Origin of the sequence: Nostoc commune NIES-4072 (genome assembly GCF_003113895.1) — a bacterium.
Lineage (GTDB): Bacteria > Cyanobacteriota > Cyanobacteriia > Cyanobacteriales > Nostocaceae > Nostoc > Nostoc commune.
In genome coordinates this window covers 446,717-470,972 of record NZ_BDUD01000002.1, presented here as the reverse complement: position 1 = coordinate 470,972, position 24,256 = coordinate 446,717, and the positions used below count along the sequence as shown (strand labels likewise).

Here is a 24,256-nt window from a genome sequence, read left to right as displayed (position 1 = left end):
TTGATTTCTTATAAATTCTAATAATACCCTGATTTCAAGCACTAAATACATTTAATTGATAAATTAACAGTAGTTTGGGATTACGTGGTAATCATCCCTGATCGGTAAACGAAATCAGCGATCGCCAAGATGAAATTAATGCTTATATTGAATGCAAATTCGCTTGTACTTAGATGAGGATATCAACGTTTTGGTAGATGAATATATTCTCAATGGTGAGCCAATTATGCAGGGAACTCATACATCTGTCAGAGCGATCGCTGAAACTTGGCGGATGGGTGTCTTGCTTGAAGAAATTTTACAATGTTTGCCTCACCTCACCCTGGTACAAGTTTTTGATGCGTGACACTCGAAGTCTGATTGCTAGGTGCATGCAAATATTTTCGCAGCGTCACACACCCTACAGAAAATTACTTGCTGATTGCATAGCAATAACAGTCTCTTGGCGCTAGGGAAATATTCGGATGCATGAACCAGCGCCTTAATATACCTTCTCTGTGCATTCCAACTTTCTCCATTACTCGCACTGATGCTTGGTTTTCAACATCACAAACCGCCCAGACTCGATAAATTTCATTCTGTGCTAATGCCCAATCGATCAGTGTTTGGACACCTTCTGGCATATATCCTTTCCCCCATTCTGATTTTGCAAGAACATATCCCATATCTACTTTAAAATGATTGATGCGAATTTCTACCATACCAATTAGTTGAGCATCCTCCTTACGGATCAGAACATAAGGAAATGCGGAGGCATTAGCCCAAACTAAGATGCATCGTTTTATGAATTCATCAGCTTCTCTCATGGATTTGTGTGGTTGCCAACTTGTATATTTAGCAACTTCTGGATCTTGTGCATACTGCTCAAAGATTAATGCTGCATCCCCGGATTTCTCACAAAGGTTTAAACGAGTAGCCCAAAACGCTTATGCCACTTAGACTTGAGATAAAATACGCCGTTCACATATTGTTGTGATTCGTGCAGTGTCTAAAACGCTCAAAATCTAAGCCTGATAAAGGTTTGGTAATAGCGATCGCACCGCTTGTGAGAAATGCGGGGTATTGCTTTACCCCGTTCAGTAGCCCCTACTGGCAACCCACTATCCCACTCTATTGCCCTTACTACTATCTGGATGCGTTTTTGGGCTTGTTGGCTGCGTTCCCAGTTCTGTTGCTTACGACGGTCAAATGGGATTACGTTGTCTTTGGGTTTATCAGTGGTGCTAATGCCTGCTATGGCTTCTGCAAATGTGTTGGCGAATGTACCCAACAACCTTTCGGGATAACTAATATAGGCGCTATACCATTTGTTGCGAATTGTGGATTCTACCCAATGTCGCACTCTAGCTTTGATTTCGTGTTGGTGTCGGCAATATTGGCTGTAGCCGGGGGCGTTAATTGCGGTAGTAAGGCAAAATTCGACTAATTTATCACTCTCTAAGTCTAAAAAGACGATTCCGTAGTCTACGAAGATTTGTAGGAGGGTGTTTGTTTGTCCTTTTCCTGTCCAGCCTGTGCTGATGATTTCTTCCCAGTTGGCACGCCACTGTACAACGTCAGCAGATTCTTGCTTGCGATATCTCTCCCGTGAAATTTGTTTTTTGGCTTTGTTTGCTACCCGTTTTAGTTTGGTTAAATCTTGCCGACTGGCCGCGCGATCGCAATAATCGAGGAAGATAGAAACTGAGTCACTAATTGGTTGTAGGTCATCATTAAGTAAAAATGACCCGCTACCTGGTTGCATGGGGCAACGGATGGCTTTGTAGTTAGTTATTTGTTTGGCACTATATGGTTTGGTATTGGGGAAAATTTCTAGGTGTCCTTGGCGGAGGATAAAGCCTGCGTTTCTTAAGGTAATCTCTAGGGCGCAGGCTAGGGGAAAGGTGGGTAGGGGGGATGCGAAGCTTAGGATTAGGTGATAGCCGCCACTAAAGCTGGACTCGAGGATGATGATATCGACTATGCCGATGTCCTCTAGCACCGCTTTGATGCGATTTATGGATTCAATATTATGGTAGTCGCCTTCTAAGTCTAAATCGATTGTGGCGTAACGAGTTGTGTCGTTAAAGCGCAGACCTACTAGTTTCGACTTGTCTTGGTGCAGGTTCCACAGTTGGGAGGGTTGGAGGTAATAATCGATGGTACGCCATGCTGGTTTTGCACCTTGTGCTTGATTTGGGGCAACTATCGCCCCAAATGGATGCCAAAAGCGTTCTACGTAGCGTTTACCCACAGAATCTGCGGGCAGGTGGGGTTTGATTTTCTTTTTTGAAGGCTGTGAAAGGCTTAATTGGGGCTTGTTCTCAACATCTGAAGAGAAATTTTCTTGGTACATGAGTGACTGTCCTGATGATTTTTGTGCATCAGGTAGTCTCGCTGTTGGTCAAAATGTGTTAGCCTAAATTTGAAATTTTATTTTGACTTAAACAAACTTGTATGCTGCATCAATACTTCGGTTAAACTCCATCTCCAGTGCAACAACTGCCTTAAATTTTTCCATTTCTCGTAATTGAGAAATAAACTCAAAAACTTTCTTACCCTTGTGATAACTGCCAACACTTATATTTAGATTCTCCGAAACCTCCTGAATCACTCGCTTGCCCTTACATACATACCTTGGAAAAAGTGACAATTTTAAAAAATAATTAAATCTTGTAAATAGCAAAGGATTAACTACCAGAAAAACTCAAGGGAGAGAATTTTCTCGCGCAGTAAACTATTATTCCCAACCCATTGAAAACCAATACGACTGAAGAGATATTTAGCGCACTAGCATTTGAAAAAAAGCATCTATCTAAAGATAGATTTGTCAAATTGGGTAAACTCATGATATGATGGGTCTAGATAACTAAATTGACAAAACAAAGTTCCGTCCTGTTTTAGTAACAGGTGGGGTTGTTTTTTCCTCAAAGCCCTGTTTGCAGCAGGGCTTTGAGTGAATATTTAGGAAAAATGAACTCTACAAAAAAAGTATATCAGGCTTCATTCGATTTGGCAAAATTGTAGGTTTAAGCGGGGTAAATACTAAAATGCCTCATATTCAAGTATTGAATCCTATTGAAAAGCAAGTATTAGAGAATATAGCAGCCACCGGCAGCGATGAAATGATCAAGAGAGCAAACATCCTGCTAGAGCTTAATCGTGGGGAAAATCATAAAAATATAGTAAAAAAACTTGGTATAGCGAAGCAAACAGTAACAAACTGGAAGAAAAAGTGGACATCTTGTACCATAACATCGGAAACCTTGGAAGATGCGATCGCAAAGATAAATAATGTATTAGGTGTGAACGCAGGCAGACCTAAGAAGTGCAAGAGCGCAGAGGCGAGCAAAATTGTCGAAATCAGCGAATGGAGCAAGAACCGAAAACCCAGTCGTTCAAAGCACCATTACCATATGCAAGTTGCTGAAGAAGCTACTCGCAGGGGGTTGCCAGCACTATCACCAAGAAGTATAGGTCGGATCTTGGAAGCGCAACCCTAATAGCATCAAGCTCAAATCAAGCTAACGGGCAATTCTATCTATTCAAACCGCCAGAATAACAACCAAGTCGCCGAAACTGTCAAGTTAAAAGGAATGCCTGAATTGTCGCCAACAACAATTGGTCGCCTCCTATAAGCAAAAGAAGCAGTAAGAAAAATTGATAATTCCCTTAAACCATTCCAACCACTGGGATGGTTTAATTTTTGCATCTATAATAATTCAGTCAAAATACATAACGTAGTACAGTCAAGCGTTGGGTAACAAGCGAATAGCACTAATACCACAGCAAGGGACGACGGCAACAGCCACGCTGACCCAATTTATCGAATTCTACCTAGATGATATAGATAACCTTGATGCAATTGGTGGCAATGATTTAGATAAACGCCTCGACTCTAAGATTAAGGCAAGTGTTGAGGAGTACTTGGTTGCTAGTAACAATAGTCACCCCAACCCGACCAATGAAACGATATTAGCTATTTGCTCACGACTTGATAAGCTGGAGTCACAGTTTTCAAGTGAATCTAGCAACGAAACCGGAGCAATCCATAATCTCGCCGATTTAGAAGAAAAAATTGAGGGGATAACAGCCCGAATGACACAGTTTACCGAGGCGATTATTAAAATTCAAAATCATCTCAATAACCAACAAGGGCGGGGCAAGAAATCGTACTACAACAATTCATCCTATCAAGGGCATACTCCCCGAATCCAACCATTAACCGAAGAAGGTTTAGCTTCAAGACTTGGTGTAAGTGTAGAAACTATACGCGAGCAGCGAAATAAGCTGCACCCACCGCTTTTTGTGGCATGGTGCAAGGGGAAGGATAAATCGGGTATGGGATGGGAATTTAACGAAAATACGGGTTCATATCATTCGGTAAGTTAGTATTTTTATTAATTTTAAATACGCCTACACACTTGTTGATTTTTGGCATAACACCAGTTTAATTTCTCTCACAAGTGCTAGAATTTTCCTGCTCAAAAAAATAGCAGCTTTAAATATTAATATTATTGAAAGCGTAATAAATATTCTTTTGTACTTAGGAGATAGTTAGGCGATCGCCTTCTGCCTCACCACTTCTCAATCACTTTTAGTCCTGATTCTATTGTTGGTATAAAAGCTGTCTGTACTATACTCATCAAAACTCTAAACATTATGTGCCACAAATACTACCTTAAGAGTACTTAATCGATTAGAATTACCTCATGTTGTTGCTCTCTCAAGTATTTTCATGAGTACCAGCCGCTATCCCCAGAATTGGAAAGAAATCGCCACCTCTATCAAAGAATCTTTTGATTGGCGCTGTACTAGATGCAATCGCGTTTGCCTGCGTCCTGGACAAAAGCCACCAGAGCTAACTTTATCCCAGCGCCGAGTCTATACACTTCAGGTACACCACTTTAATTTTGATCCTTCTGACAATCGCTTAGAAAATCTTGCCCCGTTATGTAGTGGCTGTCATCTTTACTACCATCGATTCCGACGAGGCAATATTTCTCCTGGTCAATTGTCATTGTTCAAATGAGTGATGCACGAACATTACAGAACCTTGATGAACGCACCCTGGCAGTACATGAAGCGCGATGGCGTACTCGCTCTTTTCGGAGGCGATCGCAAATCTCTTGTTACTTACAATATTATGGAAATCAGAATTTTAAAACTTATACTTAATATAACTTGTATATTTAACAACAAGCTACTGTTGGCGGTTGTTAGTTAACTGTCAATTAACAACTATTGATATATACCAATGCTTTCGCCAGTATTTCAAACGTGTCTTCCTAGAGAAGAAATTTTAGCAGGGGAACTCTCCCCCGAATTATTCGCCGCCAAGTTGCGACTGGTTGTGGAAGGGAAAGCGCCGCAAGTCTACCAAGACCCCACAGCCTTTTTCGCTAATACATTTGCCACCGATGGTTTGAAAACCCTAATCTCGGAAGTGTTCGGGCGGTTGGTAGGGGAAGCTGTCGGCTCCCCGATTATTCGACTGGAAACCAGCTTTGGTGGTGGTAAAACTCACGATGAAATTGCTTTGTGGCATATTGCCAAACATGGACGGCATATTCCTGGACTAGACCGTTTTGCTGATTTAAATTTAATTCCAGACCGACCGATTCAAGCAGCTGCGATCGCTTGCCAAGACCTTGATCCAGTTAACGGTGTTTACCATGCGGACACTGGCGTTACCACATATACCCTTTGGGGAGAAATTGCTTATCAAATTAATGGTGTAGCAGGTTATAGCTTGCTTAAAGGTTCTGACGAACAGCGAGTCAGTCCAGGCACAGTGGTTTTAGAAAGGATAATCCAAGGGCAACCCACAGTCATTATCATCGATGAAATTGCCTCATACCTGAGAAAAGCCAAGGCTACTCTAGTTGGTAACAGCAACTTAGCCGGACAGGTAGTTGCTTTTTTATTCGCCCTCATGGATTTAGCAGCATCTTGTAATAATTTAGTATTTGTTTACACGCTGGCTTCCTCCACTGACAGTTTTGGCGAAGAAACCACCGAAATCCGGGAAACCATTTCCGCTACTGCTAGGCAAGAGCGGATCATTAAACCCAGCACTGATATTGAAATTTACAATATAGTTAAGCAGCGAGTATTCGCCAGTATTGAAGCTAACGCTGCCAATAATGCTTCAAAAGAATATTTACAAACTTATAAAGCTAGTCGGATTAATTTACCAGATGGTTGCAAAGATGCACGCTATGCCGACAGTATCGAGCAGAGTTATCCCTTCCACCCGGAATTATTTAATCTGCTGACTAAAAAGATTGCCTCGATCCCAAACTTCCAACGCACCAGAGGCGCTTTGCGGTTATTTGCTGGAGTTATACGTTATCTGTGGCAAAATGCTGACGGTTCACAGTTAACTGTTGACGGTTCACGGTTGACGGTTAACCGGAAAAATACAGTCAACAGTCAACAGTCAACAAATTGGATACCGCTAATTCATTCTCACCACATTCCTGTTGGTATTGAAGAAGAAATTACCAGCGATTTAACTGCCCGTTTGGAACGTCCCTTGATGCGGATTACGATCCAAGCAGACATTTACAACAAAGATGGTAGAGAAGCACACGCTCAGTTACAAGATGCAGAATGGAAAGCTGCTGGTAAACCTCCCTTTTCAACCTGGGTAGCCCGGACTATTTTTTTGCATTCCATCACTCAAGGTATATCTGCGGGTATTCGTCGCGCCGAATTAAATTTATCTTTGTTGACACCGGGGCTAGAAATTGGCTTTGTTGATACTGCCTTAGAAAGGTTGAGTGAAGTTGCTTGGTACTTGGAAAATGATCCAATGACAACTCTGGCTCGTTTCAAGGAAGAACCATCAATCAATAAAATTATTGCCGAAGAAAAAGCTCAAGTTGGAATTACCGAGGCGAAGGATGATTTACGAAGTCGCCGCGATGCCATTTTTGCTAATAGACTACTGACGTTAGTTATTGCACCGGAATCACCAGCAGATGTGGATGATGTGTCGGATAGTATTGCCTTGTGTTTAATTGACTTTAACGAGGCGACTATTTCTGTAACTACCGAAGGGCCACCGCCAATGGTGGAGAAAATTTTTAATGAAACAGGTGAATCAGGTAAATTCCGTACTTTTAGAAATCGTTTGTTATTTTTAGTTGCCAACAGGCAAGAATTAGAACGAGCAATTGACAATGCTAGGGAGTTTCGGGCTATTCAAAATATTCTAAATTCTCCCAATCGCTTGCAAGATTTATCAGAAAATCAGCAAAAACAACTCAAAGATAAAAAAGGTTCTCTTGATTTAGGGGTAAGAGTATCTTTAACAAATGCCTACCGCCATTTATTTTACCCTGCTAATGACCCAGTAAAAGCTCCCAAGGGTTTGATGCACTATACCCTTCCTGCCCAAGATTCTAGCGATGTGAAGGGTAAAAATAATCAACAAGATGTCATCTTAAAAGCACTGAAAGATTGTCAGAAAATTCGTGCTGATGACGCACCATCCTACGCCCCTGCTTATATTTTGCAGAAGGTATGGCTGTCTGGGTTAAACCATTGGACAACTAAAGCATTAAAAGAAGCTTTCGCCAAAGACTTGAGTTTAAATATATTTGTCGATGCCGAAATCTCAAAGCTCCGAGATACCATCCGCCAAGGTTTGCAGACTGGTAACTGGGATATGAAGGTGGGAGAAAAGCTGTTTATTAAAACTGATAACGGGAAGTTTACCCTACCCGACTCCATAGAATTTTCTGAACGGATGGAACTCTACCGCCGGGGAATTCTGGAACCACCAAAACCGCGAGAAATTGAACTGAATGCTCAAGTCTTGTCCAGTACAGAATCGGTAAAACCTGTGCGGATACGGTGGAAAGCATCGGGGGCTTTGACGATTAAGCTGTATCAAGATGGGAATTTGGTTGCAGGAGAGTTTCGCCCTAGTGATGAACATGAGACAGCGATCGCTAAAACCACAACTTTCAAAATTGTAGCTGACTACGGCAATGGCGAAGTAGAGGAGAGGGAAACCCCAGCAAGCATCTTAACCTACGGTACTGGTACACCCCGCACACCTAACGGTAGCGAAAAAATTGGCGATGACTGGAATGATTTATCTCTGTTTAAAGCTAAACCAGAAGAATTTGACTTGGAGGGAACACTCGATAGGGTGTTTAATGAATTAGGCGATCGCGTCCAAGATAATCAAGTTCAGGGTATCCAGTCGTTGGAAATCTCCGTTGGGCAAGTAATGGACTACCGCAAGTTGATGACGGCTTTCCCTATGTTGATCAAGCTACCCTTGCAAATCGACCAAACGGCAACTATTACTGTTAATGAACAGTTTATCCGGTTAGAGTACCAAGGGCCAGTCAAAGGATTTCAGAGTTTTCAGGGGGCTGTTAACACTTTGCTAAGTAGCCCGGATGTAAAAGCTGACGTGTCGCTGAAGCTAGTATTTGAATTTTCATCTCCAGTGCAACCAAACGGCGCAGAAATCAGTAATATCAAACAAGCCCTGAATCGTAATCCGGTTGACAGGCTGAATTTGACGGCGAAAGTAACGTACTGAGATGCAAGAGTTTCAATTGCGAGTGGTTCCTACAGATAACAATAACTTTGCCCTGGAGTTGTATCAATGTGCTTATAAAAAAGCCGGTGAAAAAAAGCGTCCTTCTGCCAAGCGTATTGGGCGTTTAAAGGGCAATGCTTTAATTCAGGTGAAACAGGCAATTTATGATTCTTTGAAGGCTAATAATTATGACCCCAAAACCCTAAGTCACAATCGCCAAACTCCTTATGTTTTGAATGAGGAGTCAGGGATAAATTTGGCATTATTGTTTCAGACTTTGCAACCGCTTTCTAAAATAGAACGCATTGCGAATATTGCCCAAGGGATTAGAGCCATGAGTTATGAGGAATCGCACTACTGGTTTGCCAAGATTAGCAATGGGAAACGTAATCAGGCTTTGAAAGCGATTCGGGTGCTTTTGGGGGATTAGTTGACGGTTGACAGTCAACAGTTAACAAATAAAGTTATAACTATAAATCAGGAGGTAAAATATATGAAAATTGACGTGCGTGGTGCTGTTCTAGCTGCTAAAAAATATTTTGAAGATATCCAGGATATGATAGGTAATTCTATCAATGATATCTTGCTTGAAGAAGTAGAATTGTCAGAAAATAAAAGGTTTTGGTATGTAACTTTAGGTTTTAGTCGCCCTGTAGCTAAGACTGAAAGAACACTTATTCCTGAAGCTATTTCTTTAGCTACTAAATATGAACGTGAGTATAAAATATTTACCGTAGATGCAGAAACGGGGGAAGTAAAATCGATGAAAATTCGTGAGGGATGAAAGATTATATTCGCTCGTTGTTTCAAAGTTACAAACAAAAAGGAATTTTAATTGACACAAATATTTTATTACTTTGGTTTGTTGGTACTGTAAATCGGAGGCGAATATCACAATTTAATCGGACTGAAAAGTTTTTACCGGAAGATTACGATTTGCTGGTGAGTATCTTGTCGTATTTCTCAAAAATTGTTACAACTCCTAATGTGCTGACTGAAGTGAATAGTCTGGTTAACCAGATTGGTGAACCAGAACGTTCTCAATGTTACTCTGTATTTGCTCAAGCGATGACTGCATTAGATGAATTTTATATTGAAAGTGTCAATGCTGTTCAGCTAGATAATTTTACTAAGTATGGGCTGACTGACTGTGGAATTGTGACTTTAGCAAAAAATAAATATTTAGTGCTTACAGATGATTTCAAGTTAGCTAATTATCTGCAAAAAGTAGGTATTGATACAATTAATTTTAATAATATTCGGACTTATGGTTGGTAATAAAAATGTCTGACTCAATTTCTAAACGCCCTGCTGTATTTATTGAAAAAATGATGCCTGTGCAGGTATTAGGGGTAGAGCTGGCGAAGCTGTCACCAAATGCAAACTAAACAGTTTAGTTCAGTAAAGCGGTAAAGTTTAGTTTGAATAATGAAAGAGACAAGTAGTAAATAATACTAATATTAAAGGGGCTGGCTTTGAGATTCAGAACTAATAGAAGCTTTATATGGAAAGCCACAGTAAGGACAAAACCGAAATTTCAATGACGTAATAGGTTCGTTACACTTAGCACAACTATTACGTAATGCCGTACCGCACAAGAAACAAAACTGCGATCGCGGCAATAACCAGATTTCTTCAAGAGTTGTTCCGGGAGTCCAGCAGTCGGGGCAAAATTTGAGGACATCGGTTGCAGACATGGGTACACCCCGGATGACTGCATCAAGGTACTCAGATGGAACCTGCAATGCGCGAGCTAATCCACGCTGGCTTTTACTATTGAGCTTGGTAGTCATGCCTCGTTCAATCTTACCTAAACTTTGAAGATGAATGCCTGCCTTAGTTGCCAAATCATTTTGACTTAATGAAAGGCTTGTGCGTATTCTTTTAACGTACTGGGACAGCGTTTCTTGGGGTTGGGGGGTATTGTCCATGCTTTTAATATGTAGTAAAGTATATAATTAATTATTTTATATAAGTGCATATTTTAAATGAATAGCAGTACTTTTAATTAGATAAAGAGGTGAAACGTGACAACTACATTAGCACAAGTTGCTACAGCTTTCCTTTCTCGACAAGGATTAGCTGCTAGTACACTTAAATCTTACGAGCTAACACTACTATCTTTGCTGAAAGAGCATGGCTCCTTACCTATAGAGTTAGTAGACCGTCAACTGCTGAAAGACTACTTAGCTCGGTTAGATGAACTAAAATACACGACTCATAATCGTCACCAAGCAATAATCAGCGCTCTGTTGAATTTTGCTGTTGAATCTGGCTACATTCAATCAAACCCAGTTAGCCGTCTGAGTCTGAGGAAACCAAATCGAGAACGGGGAGAACACAATACAGACGAGATAATACGCTACCTCACGTCTCAAGAATTAGATATTTTGTATGATTTGTTAAAAAAATCTAATGCTAGACTTGAGACGATAGTCCGCTTGCTGCATCGAAGTGGAGCTAGAATTGGAGAATTACTTGGACTGGAACTGGCACAAATTTTTCAGGAACAACGTAAATTTCAGGTAGTGGGTAAAGGCAACAAAAAACGCTGGTGCTTTTATAGTGAAGATGCAGAAATTGCTTTAAAAAACTATATAAAATATTATCGTCATCCAGGTTCAACAGCATTATTCACCGCTCAACATCCAACGACTAAAGTTGTAACACCAGTAAGTTATGAGGCAGTAACGGCAGACTGGCGAGAAATAATTGACCAAAGCCAGAAATTAAAAGGGATTAGGCTGCATGATCTCCGCCATACCTTTGCCACTGAGCGGGTGGGATTGATGGGAATTGAAGAATTACGGGCGCTGATGGGACATGAAAACATTCAAACAACTCTCCGCTACCAAAAAGTAACTAGTGCGAGAGCAGAAATAGTAGCAAAGTCTGCTTTAGAGAATTTAAAAAAAGTATATAAAAGTATATAAAAGTTAAGGAATATTTCTGAGTAATAAATTTACCAATACATATATTGACTAGAGTTAATTGTTGCAGTACAGAGTAGAGTATCTACTCTGTACTAAGAAAGTGAGGGATGATGAAACGAAACTGGCAACCAGAAGAACTACTAGAGTACTGGACGCTGTTACCAAAGGAATTAGAGCTATTAGCGCACAAAAATCCTCAAAATCGTTTGATTTTTGCTTTATTGCTCAAGTTTTTCCAGATGGAAGCAAAATTTCCCGAATCAGACCATGAAATTCCGGCTGTAGTTGTTAACTACGTAACACAACAACTCAGTATTACTCCTAGTGTTTACCAAGACTGTAATTGGCAAGGACGGTCAGTAAAATATTACCGCAAGAAAATTAGAGAACTTTTTGGATTTCGAGAAGCTACTATCAATGATGCTGAAGAATTAGTTAATTGGTTAACAGAACAAGCGTTGATTTATGAATTAAAATTTGAACAACTTAAAAGTGCAGCTTTTGATCGTTTACGAGAATTAAAAATTGAGCCGCCAACGCTCAATCGCTTAGAACGTATTACTCGCTCTGCTCTTCATAGTTTTGAGGAGAACTTTTTTCAAAAAACTGTTGCACAGTTATCTAGCCGAACTAAAGAACAGATAGATAATTTATTCAAACCTCATCCCCTTGAAAATCAATCTGATGAAGAAGTAACTCAGTTAGATGTTGATTCCTCACAGTTATCGATCTGGAATGAATTAAAATTAGACCCCGGAAGGATTGGTGTAGAAAGTTTTCAAAAATCAATTGAAAAATTATCAATTTTGCGTCAATTAGATTTACCTCCTGATTTATTTACTACCATACCAACAAAAATTTTACAAAAATATAAACAACGTGTAGTTGTTGAATATCCGAAAGACTTACGCCGTCATCCAGAACCAATTCGGTATACATTAGTTGCTATTTTCGCCCTTGTAAGAAGCCAAGAAATAATAGATAACTTAGTAGAGTTAATTATTCAAATTGTACATCGTATAGGAGCTAAAGCCGAAAAACGTGTAGACCAAGAATTGCTGCAAGATTTTAAAAAAGTCAATGGTAAGACTAATTTACTATTTCAAATGGCAGAGGCTTCTTTGCAACAGCCTGATGGAGTTATTAGAGAAGTTATTTTCCCGATTGTTGGTGAAACAACTCTCAAAAATTTAGTTAAAGAATACAAATCAACAGGTAATGTTTACCGCGAACGAGTTTATACTGTCATGCGCTCTTCTTATGGAAGACATTACCGAAGAATTTTACCATTAATTTTAGAGCAGCTTGAATTTCGCTCAAATAATGATGTTCATCGTCCAGTAATTCAAGCACTCCTATTACTCAAAAAATATGCTCACAGTAGTCAGCGATACTATGATATAACAGAAGATATTCCTATTGAGGGAGTGCTGCGTAGTGGCTGGCAAGAATTAATCTTGGAAAAAAGTAGTGATGGTGATCTCAAGGTAAATCGCATCAATTATGAACTAAGTGTGCTTCAAGCATTAAGAGACAAACTCAGATGTAAAGAAATTTGGGTAGTTGGAGCCTATCGTTACCGCAACCCAGAATCAGATTTACCAACAGACTTTGAAGCCCAACGAGCCGCATATTTTCAAGCTCTACAACAACCATCTGATGTTGAAGAATTCATTACTGATTTACAGATGCAAATGCAGTCAGCGCTGATGCAATTAGAATCAGGATTATCTAAAAATAAGTATGTCTTAATTAAAAATCAAGTCAAATCTCAGATTTCTTTATCACCTATACCGCCTCAAAGTGAGCCAATAAATTTAGGGCGCTTAAAGACTGAAATTAATCGCCGATGGGCGAGGACTAGTCTCTTGGATATCCTGAAAGAAACAGATTTACGTGTCAATTTTACTGGACATTTTCAATCAGTCTTAACTAGAGAAGTTTTAGAATCTGAACTATTACAAAAGCGTTTGTTACTATGCTTATATGGTTTGGGGACAAATACAGGACTGAAGCGTTTAAGTGATGATATAGGGGGCAATAATTATCAGGAATTATTACACGTCAAACGTTGTTATATCCAAAAACAACAATTACGCAACGCTATTACCAATGTTGCAAATGCTATTTTTCAAGCCAGATTGAAGCATATTTGGGGAGAAGGTACATCTTCTTGTGCTTCTGATTCCAAAAAATTTGGTGCTTGGGATCAGAATCTGATGACTGAATGGCACATTCGTTATGGTGGTCGCGGTGTGATGATTTACTGGCACGTTGAAAAAAATTCTGTCTGCATCTACTCGCAGTTAAAAACCTGTTCAAGTAGTGAAGTGGCAGCCATGATTGAAGGTTTACTACGCCATTGTACCCAGATGAAGGTTGAGAAGAATTTTGTGGATAGTCATGGACAAAGTGAGGTAGCTTTTGCTTTCTGCCATTTGTTAGGTTTTCAACTGATGCCACGTATTAAACGCATTAATGTTCAAAAATTATATTTACCCATCAATGGAAGTGCCAGTGATTATCCCAATTTACAACCTGTCTTAACTCGCACAATCAACTGGGACTTAATTCGTCAGCAATATGACCAAATGATTAAGTATGCCACTGCACTTCGCTTAGGAATGGCAGAAACAGATGCTATTTTAAAGCGTTTTACTAGGGGGAATTTATTGCACCCTACTTATCAAGCACTATGTGAGTTAGGGAAAGCTGTCAAGACCATTTTTCTCTGTCAATATCTGCATTCAGTCGAACTGCGTCGAGAAATTAACGAAGGATTAAATGTAGTTGAAAATTGGAATAGTGCTAACAGCTTTATTTTTTATGGCAAGGGTGGAGAAGTAGCGACTAATCGCTTAGAAGATCAGGAGTTAGCTATTTTATCCTTACATCTGCTCCAAATATCATTGGTGTATATTAATACATTAATGATTCAGCAGGTCTTGTCACAACCCGAATGGATGAAATTAATGACTAAACTTGACTTGCGGGCACTTTCACCTTTGATTTGGTTACATATTAATCCTTACGGTACTTTCAAGCTGGATATGAATGAACGTTTGCCTATTGAGACTGCTGCCTAAAACATGCAACTGGAGTTATATCTTCTCTATTAAGCATAACTATTACCTTTTTACTCCAGCGATCGCCTGAATGTATTTCATGCAATCGATAATTTAACGGCAATCTTATCCTTCCACCGACAGTTTTTAAACTAAACGGTTTAGTTTGCACTTCATGACAGCTTCGCCAGTTCTACCCCGAGTAGGTGCGCCGTTGACGTATTTAGTTGCGACGGGTTGTGGCTGTTTGGTTTGTTTTGTTTTATCTATCGAAGTGTTCAAATTTGAATACTTCGATGGAACTGTTTGAGCTACTGCTTTCTCACCGAATAGGAGACTGCCGATATTGTAGCTACCTCCAAACCGGATTAACCCGTGTAGGGCAAGTCCCGCAATAAGTCCTGCTACCATCAGGTAGCGTAAATTATTAAATTTTTCCATCCGATACTCAAGCGCTCGGTTGGTTTTGTTGTGAGTACTTTCCTGACTTGCATCTCTCACTGGTACTATCGCAGGGGAGCAACGCGAAAAAGTGAGATCGGGGTTTAGTTCTCAATTACACCCCTATATTCTCAACAAAATCTGGTTTTTTAGTTGCGATCGCATCCTGAAACAAGCTATATACGTCCCAGATTTTAGCACCTCACAAAATCGCGTTGCTCCCCTATCGCAGTTACCTCGGTTGTGATATCTAAAATTTGGTTGTTAGAGGTCAGATTTTCGTTATACATCACTGGTTATTTAAAAATTATTGATTCAAGAGAAAGTTTGTTTTACCTGTATTTGGTGTTATGGGAGGGTTATTGCGCTGTGGCGGTATTTCTAAGAAGCGCTTTCCACCTAACAACATGAGTTTTTCAACCAATTGCATTGATACTCCGGTGGTGCTGGCGGCGACGACAAGTTCCTCTCCTTGCGATCGCAACTCCACAAGTTGATTGAGGCGCTTCCAAAGCTTGCTATCTGTAGTAACCCACTGGTTTTTTAAGGCAACTTGCATCCCTTTGGCGATATGTCTGCTATCAGATAATGCGGTGTAACTGACTTTTGGTTTTACTTCTTCAGGTTTGCTGGGAGTATCGCCAATAATTTCAATTTGGCTGTACTCTGGTGTGCCACTGCTCGCTACAATCCGAAAGTGGTAGCTTTTCCTTGTTGACCCAGATTCGGTAATCACCGTCATGTGCGCCCCGTAAGAAGCTTGTGGTAAACCGGGGATTTTGACTGTCTCGATGCGGCGAATATGAATTAGTCCTGCGCCCGTACTGTTTCCAGAACACTTACCCAAGCCTTCAAGACATCCGTCTACATCAAAAACAAACCTAGATGGATCATCCAGCCAGATTTTCTTGATAATTTCTCTGGTGTTGTAGAACGATATTGATACCCCATGTCCGGGCCAGACCTTAACTGTCTGCAATTGGGCATTCTCCCCTGACACCTGGGACGCTGCAACTTGATGGATAGTATTTGCCAGTAGAAGTTGGTTTGGTGCAAGCACGGAGGCAATGGTGAGGCACCCGCTAAAGGCGATCGCCCAGGGCATCATTAAACTAAAGTCGGCTATATATCTGAATTTCACAGCTTGATTGACCTATCGACTTTGATTGTGATTTTGGTGTCTTTAGGCACATACCAGACATTGGGGCGGCGGTTGATTTCGTCAGTGGCACGTTCTGTCCGTTTGCTGACTGTTTCGCCAAGTTTGCCAAAGGCACCTTCAAGGAAAGCAGCTCCCAGGTTGCGGTTGTTATTGCGGCTGCGGGTTCTTGTCCCACCTAAAGGCAAATCTTCTGTGACTTCTTCATCCGGCTGGTTGATAATTTCCCCTACCTTGGCAAGACCAGCTATTGTTCCTAAAGTGGTATCGTATTTGGCAATTTCAGATCCCTTGTTGTCGTAGGGTCTGGCGGCTAGGGGGGAACCTGCCTCTCCCAGGACTGATATCGTTCCGGGTGATATAGGGTATTCAGTTCCATCTTTAAGAATAGCCGTGACTTCGGCACGCACGCCTGATGTGCTATCAACCGAAATCATAGCGATAGTTACCTGCGTTCCTGCTGGAATGGCTATTTCGCCAGTATTGCTGTAAAGCGGCTCGTTCAACTGGGCGACAAACCGTAACGTATTTGTCTGCTCCTGGGAACGACCGTTATTGCTGATTTGGGGCATCACGAGCGGAGTTACGAGGGTTGCACTTGCAAACGAACCGACAACTAGATACTGTGGTTGTGTTTCTTGAAGTATTTGTGCTTCTTCTGGCAAGTAGTTATTTGCAAGTCGTTCGACTTGCTGAGTGGGGTTGTTTTCTTTATTACCAGCAAAACTGGATTCTAAGGTTTTTTCTTTGCCAAGTTCTGAGCTAGTTTGTCGTTCTTTTACCGAGAAGCTATAAATAACTGGTACGGCTTGATTGTTCTCTTCGTCACCAGTATTGCTATACTCTGGAGTATTGTCGTTTGTGTTTACAGGTTCCCAACGCGGCCGTAGTTCTTCAATTTGACTGGGAGTGTTGGCAACTGTTTCGGTATTCTCGCTGCGGCGGTTACGGCGACGACGGGAGCGACTGGTATTTTGTTCTGTTGGGCGTAATGTTTCTTCAGTTTTAGCTGTAAGTTCTTGTACTGTTGTGCTTGTAGGTGGGAGCAACGCGAAAAAGTGAGATCGGGGTTTAGTTCTCAATTACACCCCTATATTCTCAACAAAATCTGGTTTTTTAGTTGCGATCGCATCCTGAAACAAGCTATATACGTCCCAGATTTTAGCACCTCACAAAATCGCGTTGCTCCCCATTGTTAGCTAGTAGCCCGATAACCAGGATGGGCCATATCCAACTGGAGAGAGCTTTCATATCCTCTTGATTTATCCAGTTTTTGCCTAACTCAACCATAAAAAGGGTGAGTGTGGCGATCGCAAAAAACTGACCAACTTTGCACATTGAGCCATATAAGCTGCCGTTGAGGGTTTCTTGCCAAAGTTCATTGAAACCTTCAGCTACTAATTGCGCTCCAGCGGCGGCATTTTCTAAAATGTCTTGTCCAAAAAATGGGTCGGTTGCAATTATGAGGTGTTCTAACATAGCACTTGGTTAACAGGCGTGAAGGTTTGGTCATCTCAATTGCAGAGATGACCAATTGATTAGGGTGAATTATTCACCTGCTGTAGTTTTGAGACTACTAAACCCGCTGATTTCGATGTACTGGGCGCTGATACCGTCCATCATCAGGTTTTGACGACGGCGATCGCTTGCCCCCTGTTCGGCAAGTTGAGATAGCATCAGGTTAGTTTGCTGGACATCGTGCCGTGCTTGCAGTCCGTCGGTGCGGGATTGCCCCAACATTGAGACAATTTGCGAGTTTTGGGCAGCAATTACCTTGAGGATGTTTTGTGAAGCATCCATTGATTGTGCAGATTCCGCAAGTTCTTTGGCCTCAGCTACAGTTTGTTCAGTTGCTTCTATTTCATTTTTGGTACGTTCCTGACCGACTTCCCCTAAGACGCTGGCGATCGTGGCGCGGGTGGTTTCTCTCTCCAGTTCGTTAGCTGCACCTACAGCACCTTCAACTGTGTTACTTTCATTCCAGTTACCTTTGCTCTTGAGTTGCTCTTTGAGCTTTTCGGCTGAATTTACTGGGTCTGGCATATCCATACTGCCACTCTGAATAGCAGTTTTAGCTTCGCTTTTCATCCCACCCCATTCATTAGCTGCTGCGGTGAGTTCGTTTTTGGTTTCCTCAAAATAGTTATTGAATTTGCCTAAAACCTTCAAGAAATCGTCAATTGAAAAGGCATAACTGGGTGCTGTACTGAGTAAAGTAACCAGACCAATGATTGACCCGATTATTACCCCTTTCTTAGTAAACTTGAACTTTGGTTTCATACTTTTGGTGGATAAAATAACCAATGTGGCAATTAAAGTTAAGCCACTTTTTTATGATTTATTTATTCTTCTTTTTCCCAGTCCAGATTATTTGTTAGTTTGTCTTATATAATTTATGCTGGCTTTAATTGCTTATTGTTATTGTTATCCAGTAATTGTTGTGCTTCTTGGCTTAACTCATCCCCCCGAAGCATTTGTATGTATGCCTCAGAAAATCTCACCATACCCAGCATTGGATTATCGGCATATTTATTGAGGAAGAGAGTGCGTAATTCTTGCTCATTCGGGTTATTTGCTACTGCTGCAAGTAAACAATAAGCAGGGTAATATCTACAGAAGGTAAGTTTGCCATTATCGTCAAGTAACCACTGTGAGTAGATACTTTCGCGTTTTGGGAAGAATGCTTCGGTACTATTACGCGAAATAATTTCATAAGGATATTTAAACCTGTTAACAAATGGGTCAACAGCTGATGTTTGAATCCGACCGATAAGGCGGGTCGTGATGTTAGCAAATATTTTGGAGGCAGATTTACTTTGAAAAATACTTTCTGGTTCTTGGGCAGATAAAATTACACGTATACCTGCTTTTGCACCGTTGGCGCAGAGTCTACCAATTAGCTCGGCTATGCTATCAAAACTAAATAAAATTGGCGCTTCGTCTAAGAAAAATATTGATACTTTAGATGATAAAGCTCTACGTAATGCTGCGGAATAGGCGCTAAGGGCAAGGACTGCTGCATCAGCTTCGCTCCCAAGCGATCGCAGTGCGAATACCAGTAGTCGCGCATCAGTTTTAAAGCTAGATGGATTGGCGATTGATTGTCCAACTCGTGAGTTCAGCCAAAACTTTAATCGCAATCTGATTTGGTCAAGAGCATCAAGAATTTCTTTACTATTATTGGTGATTGAATCAAGTTTGATAAATCCAGGCGAACAATAATTATAGAAATCTTTAAGTGTTGGAATATCTGCCCATTCAGGTGTTCCTACTCCATTTTCTAGGGCTAGCTTATATCGAAGTTTGATATCCTCATCGTTGTAGAAAGTTTCAATTGTGATTGTAATGATACTCTCGATATTTGATATCATTGTGGCACTTACCCCTACAGGGTTCGTCCCTAGTACCATTATCATTAGAGTTGATTTTAAGAATTCCTTGAAATCAGTCATTCTCTCCTTAATAACTTCAGGCTCATACCCCCTTAAATCAGGTAATTCAAATAGATTGTTCGATTCTTTACTAATATCGAAATATGCCCCTTCTTCTCCCATGAATTTGGTATAGTCGGTAAACGTACTAGTACCATCGGGTTTGGGATAATCAAGTGCAATTACGGGAATGTCTTGAGCCAAGGCAGGTGTTAATAGACCTGCTACTAAGACAGATTTACCCGCACGGGTAGTACCAAAAATGGCGAGATTTTTGTGCTGCTTGTACAAGTCAAGATGTACGGGAGCAACGCGATTTTGTGAGGTGCTAAAATCTGGGACGTATATAGCTTGTTTCAGGATGCGATCGCAACTAAAAAACCAGATTTTGTTGAGAATATAGGGGTGTAATTGAGAACTAAACCCCGATCTCACTTTTTCGCGTTGCTCCCAGATGTACTGGAGTTCCTCCCTCTTCAGCGATTAGCTCAAACCCAGATTTATCTCCCGTAGCCGTTCTAACTATCGGCATGAGTCCGGGAACTTCTGATGAGAAATAGGGGAGGCGACGGTTAAAGGGTCTTGTGAGTAGGTTTTCCCAAACAATAGGTACGCATTGTAACCATGTCTTCCAAGCATACTCGATTTCTCTATCAACTACAGCAGGGCGTAAGAAGCAGCTAGAAAGGTATTGGCAAGCTTCATCGAGTTTTTGACGACTGTGACGATGAACACAAAAAACAACGGCAGTATGGATCGGGAGACTGCCTCTGAGGATAGTTTCTTGTGCCTTAACTGCCTCCTCGATGTTCATATTGGCTTTTACGTCAATTGATCCCTTCTCAGAAGACATCGCGCTGGAAGTAATTGACTGTTTCGTAATCCGTTGAAGGGCAGTTTTGGCGAGTCCCTGGTTGGCTTTAGATAGCTGGCAGATAATCTCAGTATCGGAGATTTTTTCTTTGGATATTACCTCCCAGAGGTATCGAAGCTGGGCATATTCGTCTACCCAGCCTTGGGGCTTTTCGCTAAACTGAAGAACGCCGATATACTTGTCTTGCAGTCTTACCCAGCTGCGATCGAGAAAGGGGACAGATTTTTCGTTCTCCAGCATCAGGTGGCGAATATGGAAATCGCTGGTTTGAATTTCTCGAAGCCCCTCTTCATCTAATATGAGGGGATTGGGAACTTTGGGTGCGTCGCTACGGTTAAACTGACTCCAAAGAATCGACCATACTTCCTCACTTGTGACTGCTCGCACTGAAAGCCCCATCGAGTTTGTAAAAAGTTGTTCCCACCGTTGAAACCCAGAGGTAAAACTATCCCGTAAGATTGTTTCGATTCGCTCTTGCCGCACACCGTGAATTTGTCCAGTAAATTGAAACCAGGCATTTTGCAATTGTTTGATAGTTTTTTCAATTGCATCATTTGAGCGACTGTCTTCAGAAGCCAGGACACTATAGGTACACCAGAAACGTAAAAACTTATTTTTACGAGTTCCTGCTTCGGTGAGTTCTCTTGCTCGCAGACGTTCCGATCGCACTAATAAAGTTAATTGCTCTAGATCGCATTTATCCTCTATCTTTTTTAGTTCCTGCTGCCGGAGAAAGTCATCAGTAAACGAACCAAGATGAATTGTCAAGGTTTCACGTTCGGGAAGTTCTTTGAGTCCGCCCTCAATATTTTCAAAAATGGGGAGAATCTGTTCTTCTGGTAAAGACGGGTGAATTCCCTGTACGTCGAAGCAAAACTTAATTTGAATATCTTCTTTTTTCTGGAGGATGAGTGCGCCGATATCTCTACGACCAGCAAGCGAGATACTTGCAATCCCGGCTAAATGGGTAATATCCTCAAACGGTGTCAGGTTTTTGACAACACCTAATTGTTCGGTATCGAGAGATTTTTTACCAATTTTGTGCTTTATTTTCGTTGAGGTGGTCGAACTCATAGCCTGTAGTTTTGTTCGCTGGTATTAATTCAGAAGCTTTATCTGCGTTTTTTCAGCTGGCGCTTTTTCTTGGGTTGAGGTTGTAGAGGATTAACGAGGGAGACAAATGGTTTGTAACCACGGGTGATGCGGGGCGTGCCGACAAACTTACCGAAAAAGGCTTTGTTAGAACTTACTGTCCACCAGGTTGCCCATCCCCAGGCGGTTACAATTCCGGTTGCAAGCCAAGAAGCTTGCATAAAACCCTTGATTACCATGTAGGAGATGAGAGCGATCGCACTCCAGGGAACAATTTGGTCGGCGGGGAATGGCCCGAGGCGTGGTTGGTCTCCTAATACGCGGTTGACAGTACGAAATTCCCGTTCTCTGCCCATTATTACGAAAGACAAAAGTCAGCTTTTGAAATCTTGATGAGTGGCACTTGTGGAATTGTGCCACTCGTGGTGGCTTTTTTGACGAGTGACGTATCAGCCTGTTACCAGCCCTGCAAGCAAATCTCCAACTACAACTGTGAGGGCAACGATAATTGGTGTACGGGCGATTGTTTGCCAATCCTCGTCGTTTCTGGCTGATTGAACGACCCGGATCAGACCAATACCAAGGTAAATTAGGAACAAACCGCGCAGTACCGCAAATACGTATTTAATGATGTCTGCATTAACACCTGTAAAATACTCTGTGAAGAAATCCTCTGCGTTTTGCATGAACTGGGCGTTTGCGGGTGCAGCTGCCATATCCAACATAAATATTACACCTACTAAGCAGAACAAGACGGTATAGATATTGATGCCATACTTGCGCTGCCATTTCTCGAAGTTGGAAAGTAGCAAGTTTGCTTCCTTGGGTAGTAACGCTACAATGCCAGTTCCAAAGGCCAGTGATGCCATTACCATGTGATGAATGGAGATATCTGCAATCATCAAGCCAGTACCAACTGCCATTAGTCCGGCAATGCTGGCGTTTTCTTTCCAGTTGCGACGGCGACGGGTGGGAGCGGGGTATCCGTATTCTTCGTAGGAAGGAATGCGATCGTTGCTAAAATTAGATTCGTAGTCTGTTCTCATAAAAAAAGTAGATGATTTCGTAAATTACTGGATGAAACTTTGTAGGGGTAATTACGACTGAATTACTGCTTTATTCTGTTGGCGGAGTCTGCCCCTAGTACATAGTTTGGATTGGAGTAAATCTCTGCTCCAACTTCTCGCTTGTAAACCTATTTTATGAGACTAATATCCGTAAAAGCATCTAAGAATTTTCCATTTTTAAACACTATGATTTTTAGTAAATCATTAGTAAAAAATTAGAAAAATTGAATTGACAACTTTCAACATTTAAATCAGTGGTTTATTTCATAATGTTTGACCCCCGATATAGTCTATATCGGGGGTCAGTAATTGATATGTGAGGTAGTGTAATTACGGTAGCTTACCGTTAATTTACCCAGTGAAATAAATTGTCCGTCAACTAATTCTGCGTTTGATTTGGGTTGAAGTCGAGATGGAGCTTCTTACCTACTTTGAGGTTGAGGGTTTTGGTACTGTTAGCAGGTAGTTCGATAACTTGGTTAACAGGATAGATGGAATCGTACTTAGGACAGATTTTTGTTTTGCAGGGGGGAGCCGCCTCTACGATTGATTTAATAACTCCATCTTGGAGAAATATCATATCTAAAGGAATATACGTATCCTGCATCCAAAGTTTAACTTTTTCAGGTTTGTTGAGGACAAATAGCATTCCGTGATTTTCGGGAATCGAGTCACGAAATTTGAGTCCGTGGGCATATTCTTTTCTATCGTCTGCTAGTTCGAGTTGAACTGTTTGATTATTACTGGTAAAGGTTGCACCAATAGGTAGGTACTGGGGCTGGCGAGTCCAAAAGTATAGTGGTAGGGGTGAGAGAGCAGCAGTAAAACCAGCAATTGGCCCAACGATATTGAGAATTTTGAAAAACAGGCTTTTTTCTGGATTTTGTGCTTGTTTAGTTTGAATGTTGGTTTGAGCGGTTTGTCTTGTAACTTCCATAATCTTAGATAAATAAAGTAGAGTGGTTAAAAATGGCAGGCATTATGAACTTTTGAAATGTTTTGGCTACATTTGCTTTCATTCAAACATGGTGAAACTTTGAATTGATTTATGGAAACAGAATTCAGAAGTCAGGAGTTAGAATTCAGCATGAATTCTGTAAGACTGGCAGATGAATAACCTTTTTTTGACTCCACCAAATTGAAATTTGGTGGTCTTCAATCAGTGGCGGGTCTGAATCCTTCACTGATTGATTCTGACTTCTGAATTCTTCTTGAAAATGTTTGCTAGCTAAAAATCTCGATGTTACCAACAGCAAACTTGCTTTCATCGAGGGGACTACTAGGTAAAGCTTGTTGGTCAGCTTTGTTACGCATCGACTCGACTTTATCGGCTTCGCGGATGGCAAGCGGGTTAATCTGGCGGCGTTCTTCTAGTAATGCTTCGACTGTTAGTTCGAGTGCGGGGAGTTTGCTTGATGCGTAGGTATCTTCTATTACTGTTTCGCAGAATATGGTACTAGCGGCGCGTTCTACAATTGTCTGGATTTCTGCACCTACACATCGATTGGTGGCTTTAAGAATTCTGCGCCACTGTTCCTCGCTCCAGGGGTCGCCGCCATTGCGAAAACGTTCGTCAAATCGGGCAGCGTGCAGTTTGAAGATACTATATCTTTCCCCATTATTGGGCAGGTCTACCTTAAATAAGGGAG

The 24,256-nt window shown here is 41.2% G+C and carries 23 protein-coding genes and 5 pseudogenes; 12 read left to right on the top strand and 16 right to left on the bottom strand.

Annotated features, from left to right (window positions below; genetic code table 11):
• Positions 1-151: 151 nt before the first annotated feature.
• Positions 152-346: a DUF433 domain-containing protein gene (locus tag CDC33_RS34510; protein WP_109013095.1), complete on the top strand. Its 195-nt coding sequence runs from the start codon at positions 152-154 to the stop codon at positions 344-346.
• A gap of 64 nt (positions 347-410) precedes the next feature.
• Here the strand turns inward: CDC33_RS34510 and CDC33_RS34505 are convergent.
• The 3 genes and pseudogenes from CDC33_RS34505 to CDC33_RS34495 form a co-directional block, all read right to left on the bottom strand.
• A pseudogene (locus tag CDC33_RS34505) lies at positions 411-878 on the bottom strand (GNAT family N-acetyltransferase); the annotation flags it as partial.
• A gap of 119 nt (positions 879-997) precedes the next feature.
• Positions 998-2,335 carry a hypothetical protein gene (locus CDC33_RS34500; protein WP_244919504.1) on the bottom strand — a complete coding sequence of 446 codons (1,338 nt, stop codon included), beginning with the start codon at positions 2,333-2,335 and terminating at the stop codon, positions 998-1,000.
• A gap of 87 nt (positions 2,336-2,422) precedes the next feature.
• Positions 2,423-2,593 carry a hypothetical protein gene (locus CDC33_RS34495; RefSeq protein ID WP_244919503.1) on the bottom strand — a complete coding sequence of 57 codons (171 nt, stop codon included), beginning with the start codon at positions 2,591-2,593 and terminating at the stop codon, positions 2,423-2,425.
• Between the two features lie 436 nt (positions 2,594-3,029).
• On the opposite strand from CDC33_RS34495, the gene CDC33_RS34490 reads away from it, so the two are divergent.
• Positions 3,030-3,482 carry a helix-turn-helix domain-containing protein gene (locus CDC33_RS34490; protein WP_094353448.1) on the top strand — a complete coding sequence of 151 codons (453 nt, stop codon included), beginning with the start codon at positions 3,030-3,032 and terminating at the stop codon, positions 3,480-3,482.
• A gap of 38 nt (positions 3,483-3,520) precedes the next feature.
• Here CDC33_RS34490 and CDC33_RS39550 read toward each other — a convergent pair whose 3' ends face one another.
• Positions 3,521-3,691 (bottom strand): hypothetical protein, encoded by a 171-nt coding sequence (locus CDC33_RS39550; RefSeq protein ID WP_181374325.1) that lies wholly within the window; start codon positions 3,689-3,691, stop codon positions 3,521-3,523.
• 44 nt (positions 3,692-3,735) lie between these two features.
• On the opposite strand from CDC33_RS39550, the gene CDC33_RS34485 reads away from it, so the two are divergent.
• From CDC33_RS34485 to CDC33_RS34460, 6 genes are all read left to right on the top strand, one after another.
• Positions 3,736-4,371, top strand: coding sequence for a hypothetical protein (locus tag CDC33_RS34485; protein ID WP_244919502.1), 636 nt, complete (start codon positions 3,736-3,738; stop codon positions 4,369-4,371).
• Positions 4,372-4,717: 346 nt separating this feature from the next.
• A complete protein-coding gene (locus tag CDC33_RS34480) occupies positions 4,718-5,011 on the top strand; it encodes an HNH endonuclease (RefSeq protein ID WP_094345565.1) in 294 nt (97 codons plus the stop codon).
• Positions 5,012-5,236: 225 nt separating this feature from the next.
• Complete coding sequence (locus CDC33_RS34475; RefSeq protein ID WP_109013093.1) at positions 5,237-8,545, top strand: ATP-binding protein; 3,309 nt, start codon at positions 5,237-5,239, stop codon at positions 8,543-8,545.
• 1 nt (position 8,546) lies between these two features.
• Complete coding sequence (locus tag CDC33_RS34470) at positions 8,547-8,975, top strand: DUF7680 family protein (RefSeq protein ID WP_015130210.1); 429 nt, start codon at positions 8,547-8,549, stop codon at positions 8,973-8,975.
• Between the two features lie 63 nt (positions 8,976-9,038).
• A complete protein-coding gene (locus tag CDC33_RS34465) occupies positions 9,039-9,329 on the top strand; it encodes a hypothetical protein (protein ID WP_109013366.1) in 291 nt (96 codons plus the stop codon).
• A complete protein-coding gene (locus CDC33_RS34460; RefSeq protein WP_109013092.1) occupies positions 9,326-9,823 on the top strand; it encodes a PIN domain-containing protein in 498 nt (165 codons plus the stop codon). The genes CDC33_RS34465 and CDC33_RS34460 overlap by 4 nt, the downstream gene beginning before the upstream one ends.
• A 182-nt stretch (positions 9,824-10,005) precedes the next feature.
• On the opposite strand, the gene CDC33_RS34455 is transcribed toward CDC33_RS34460, so the two are convergent.
• Positions 10,006-10,476 carry a double zinc ribbon domain-containing protein gene (locus tag CDC33_RS34455; RefSeq protein ID WP_109013091.1) on the bottom strand — a complete coding sequence of 157 codons (471 nt, stop codon included), beginning with the start codon at positions 10,474-10,476 and terminating at the stop codon, positions 10,006-10,008.
• Between the two features lie 96 nt (positions 10,477-10,572).
• Here CDC33_RS34455 and CDC33_RS34450 point away from each other — a divergent pair, with 96 nt between their 5' ends.
• A complete protein-coding gene (locus tag CDC33_RS34450) occupies positions 10,573-11,478 on the top strand; it encodes a tyrosine-type recombinase/integrase (protein WP_109013090.1) in 906 nt (301 codons plus the stop codon).
• A 110-nt stretch (positions 11,479-11,588) separates the two neighbouring features.
• Positions 11,589-14,564: a Tn3 family transposase gene (locus tag CDC33_RS34445; protein ID WP_109013089.1), complete on the top strand. Its 2,976-nt coding sequence runs from the start codon at positions 11,589-11,591 to the stop codon at positions 14,562-14,564.
• Positions 14,565-14,690: 126 nt separating this feature from the next.
• On the opposite strand, the gene CDC33_RS34440 is transcribed toward CDC33_RS34445, so the two are convergent.
• On the bottom strand, positions 14,691-15,044 hold the full coding sequence (locus CDC33_RS34440; protein ID WP_244919501.1) for a hypothetical protein: 354 nt from the start codon (positions 15,042-15,044) through the stop codon (positions 14,691-14,693).
• A 31-nt stretch (positions 15,045-15,075) separates the two neighbouring features.
• Here CDC33_RS34440 and CDC33_RS39540 point away from each other — a divergent pair, with 31 nt between their 5' ends.
• The gene (locus CDC33_RS39540; RefSeq protein WP_181374323.1) at positions 15,076-15,231 is read left to right on the top strand and encodes a hypothetical protein; all 156 of its coding nucleotides are present in this window, start codon (positions 15,076-15,078) and stop codon (positions 15,229-15,231) included.
• Between the two features lie 60 nt (positions 15,232-15,291).
• Here the strand turns inward: CDC33_RS39540 and CDC33_RS34435 are convergent, their stop codons facing one another.
• Positions 15,292-16,125 (bottom strand): hypothetical protein, encoded by an 834-nt coding sequence (locus tag CDC33_RS34435; protein ID WP_109013088.1) that lies wholly within the window; start codon positions 16,123-16,125, stop codon positions 15,292-15,294.
• Complete coding sequence (locus tag CDC33_RS34430) at positions 16,122-17,192, bottom strand: TrbI/VirB10 family protein (protein WP_244919500.1); 1,071 nt, start codon at positions 17,190-17,192, stop codon at positions 16,122-16,124. Before CDC33_RS34430 ends, CDC33_RS34435 begins: the two co-directional genes overlap by 4 nt.
• A 9-nt stretch (positions 17,193-17,201) precedes the next feature.
• Here CDC33_RS34430 and CDC33_RS42045 point away from each other — a divergent pair, with 9 nt between their 5' ends.
• Entirely contained in the window at positions 17,202-17,342 is a 141-nt protein-coding gene (locus CDC33_RS42045) for a hypothetical protein (protein ID WP_244919499.1), read from the top strand.
• On the opposite strand, the pseudogene CDC33_RS34425 reads toward CDC33_RS42045, so the two are convergent.
• From CDC33_RS34425 to CDC33_RS40900, 8 genes and pseudogenes are all read right to left on the bottom strand, one after another.
• Positions 17,332-17,622: pseudogene (locus tag CDC33_RS34425) on the bottom strand (hypothetical protein); the annotation flags it as partial. The gene CDC33_RS42045 and the pseudogene CDC33_RS34425 overlap by 11 nt on opposite strands.
• A 69-nt stretch (positions 17,623-17,691) precedes the next feature.
• A complete protein-coding gene (locus CDC33_RS34420; protein ID WP_109013087.1) occupies positions 17,692-18,423 on the bottom strand; it encodes a hypothetical protein in 732 nt (243 codons plus the stop codon).
• Between the two features lie 113 nt (positions 18,424-18,536).
• Positions 18,537-19,880 (bottom strand): annotated as a pseudogene (locus tag CDC33_RS34415) (putative type IV secretion/conjugal transfer ATPase); the annotation flags it as partial.
• Between the two features lie 157 nt (positions 19,881-20,037).
• Positions 20,038-21,522, bottom strand: a pseudogene (locus CDC33_RS34410) (hypothetical protein); the annotation flags it as partial.
• 38 nt (positions 21,523-21,560) lie between these two features.
• A complete protein-coding gene (locus CDC33_RS34405) occupies positions 21,561-21,896 on the bottom strand; it encodes a hypothetical protein (RefSeq protein ID WP_109013086.1) in 336 nt (111 codons plus the stop codon).
• A gap of 93 nt (positions 21,897-21,989) precedes the next feature.
• On the bottom strand, positions 21,990-22,586 hold the full coding sequence (locus CDC33_RS34400; RefSeq protein ID WP_109013085.1) for a hypothetical protein: 597 nt from the start codon (positions 22,584-22,586) through the stop codon (positions 21,990-21,992).
• A gap of 400 nt (positions 22,587-22,986) precedes the next feature.
• A complete protein-coding gene (locus CDC33_RS34395; protein WP_109013084.1) occupies positions 22,987-23,544 on the bottom strand; it encodes a DUF192 domain-containing protein in 558 nt (185 codons plus the stop codon).
• Positions 23,545-23,831: 287 nt separating this feature from the next.
• Positions 23,832-24,251: pseudogene (locus tag CDC33_RS40900) on the bottom strand (ATP-binding protein); the annotation flags it as partial.
• Positions 24,252-24,256 lie beyond the last annotated feature (5 nt).

What these genes read in the sequence shown, in the direction of transcription:
- CDC33_RS34510 (WP_109013095.1), top strand. Translation starts at nt 152, where the DNA reads ATGCAAATTCGCTTGTACTTAGATGAGGATATCAACGTTTTGGTAGAT.
- CDC33_RS34500 (WP_244919504.1), bottom strand. Translation starts at nt 2,335, where the DNA reads ATGTACCAAGAAAATTTCTCTTCAGATGTTGAGAACAAGCCCCAATTA.
- CDC33_RS34490 (WP_094353448.1), top strand. Translation starts at nt 3,030, where the DNA reads ATGCCTCATATTCAAGTATTGAATCCTATTGAAAAGCAAGTATTAGAG.
- CDC33_RS39550 (WP_181374325.1), bottom strand. Translation starts at nt 3,691, where the DNA reads ATGCAAAAATTAAACCATCCCAGTGGTTGGAATGGTTTAAGGGAATTA.
- CDC33_RS34480 (WP_094345565.1), top strand. Translation starts at nt 4,718, where the DNA reads ATGAGTACCAGCCGCTATCCCCAGAATTGGAAAGAAATCGCCACCTCT.
- CDC33_RS34475 (WP_109013093.1), top strand. Translation starts at nt 5,237, where the DNA reads ATGCTTTCGCCAGTATTTCAAACGTGTCTTCCTAGAGAAGAAATTTTA.
- CDC33_RS34470 (WP_015130210.1), top strand. Translation starts at nt 8,547, where the DNA reads ATGCAAGAGTTTCAATTGCGAGTGGTTCCTACAGATAACAATAACTTT.
- CDC33_RS34465 (WP_109013366.1), top strand. Translation starts at nt 9,039, where the DNA reads ATGAAAATTGACGTGCGTGGTGCTGTTCTAGCTGCTAAAAAATATTTT.
- CDC33_RS34460 (WP_109013092.1), top strand. Translation starts at nt 9,326, where the DNA reads ATGAAAGATTATATTCGCTCGTTGTTTCAAAGTTACAAACAAAAAGGA.
- CDC33_RS34455 (WP_109013091.1), bottom strand. Translation starts at nt 10,476, where the DNA reads ATGGACAATACCCCCCAACCCCAAGAAACGCTGTCCCAGTACGTTAAA.
- CDC33_RS34445 (WP_109013089.1), top strand. Translation starts at nt 11,589, where the DNA reads ATGAAACGAAACTGGCAACCAGAAGAACTACTAGAGTACTGGACGCTG.
- CDC33_RS34420 (WP_109013087.1), bottom strand. Translation starts at nt 18,423, where the DNA reads ATGAAACCAAAGTTCAAGTTTACTAAGAAAGGGGTAATAATCGGGTCA.
- CDC33_RS34405 (WP_109013086.1), bottom strand. Translation starts at nt 21,896, where the DNA reads ATGGGCAGAGAACGGGAATTTCGTACTGTCAACCGCGTATTAGGAGAC.
- CDC33_RS34400 (WP_109013085.1), bottom strand. Translation starts at nt 22,586, where the DNA reads ATGAGAACAGACTACGAATCTAATTTTAGCAACGATCGCATTCCTTCC.
- CDC33_RS34395 (WP_109013084.1), bottom strand. Translation starts at nt 23,544, where the DNA reads ATGGAAGTTACAAGACAAACCGCTCAAACCAACATTCAAACTAAACAA.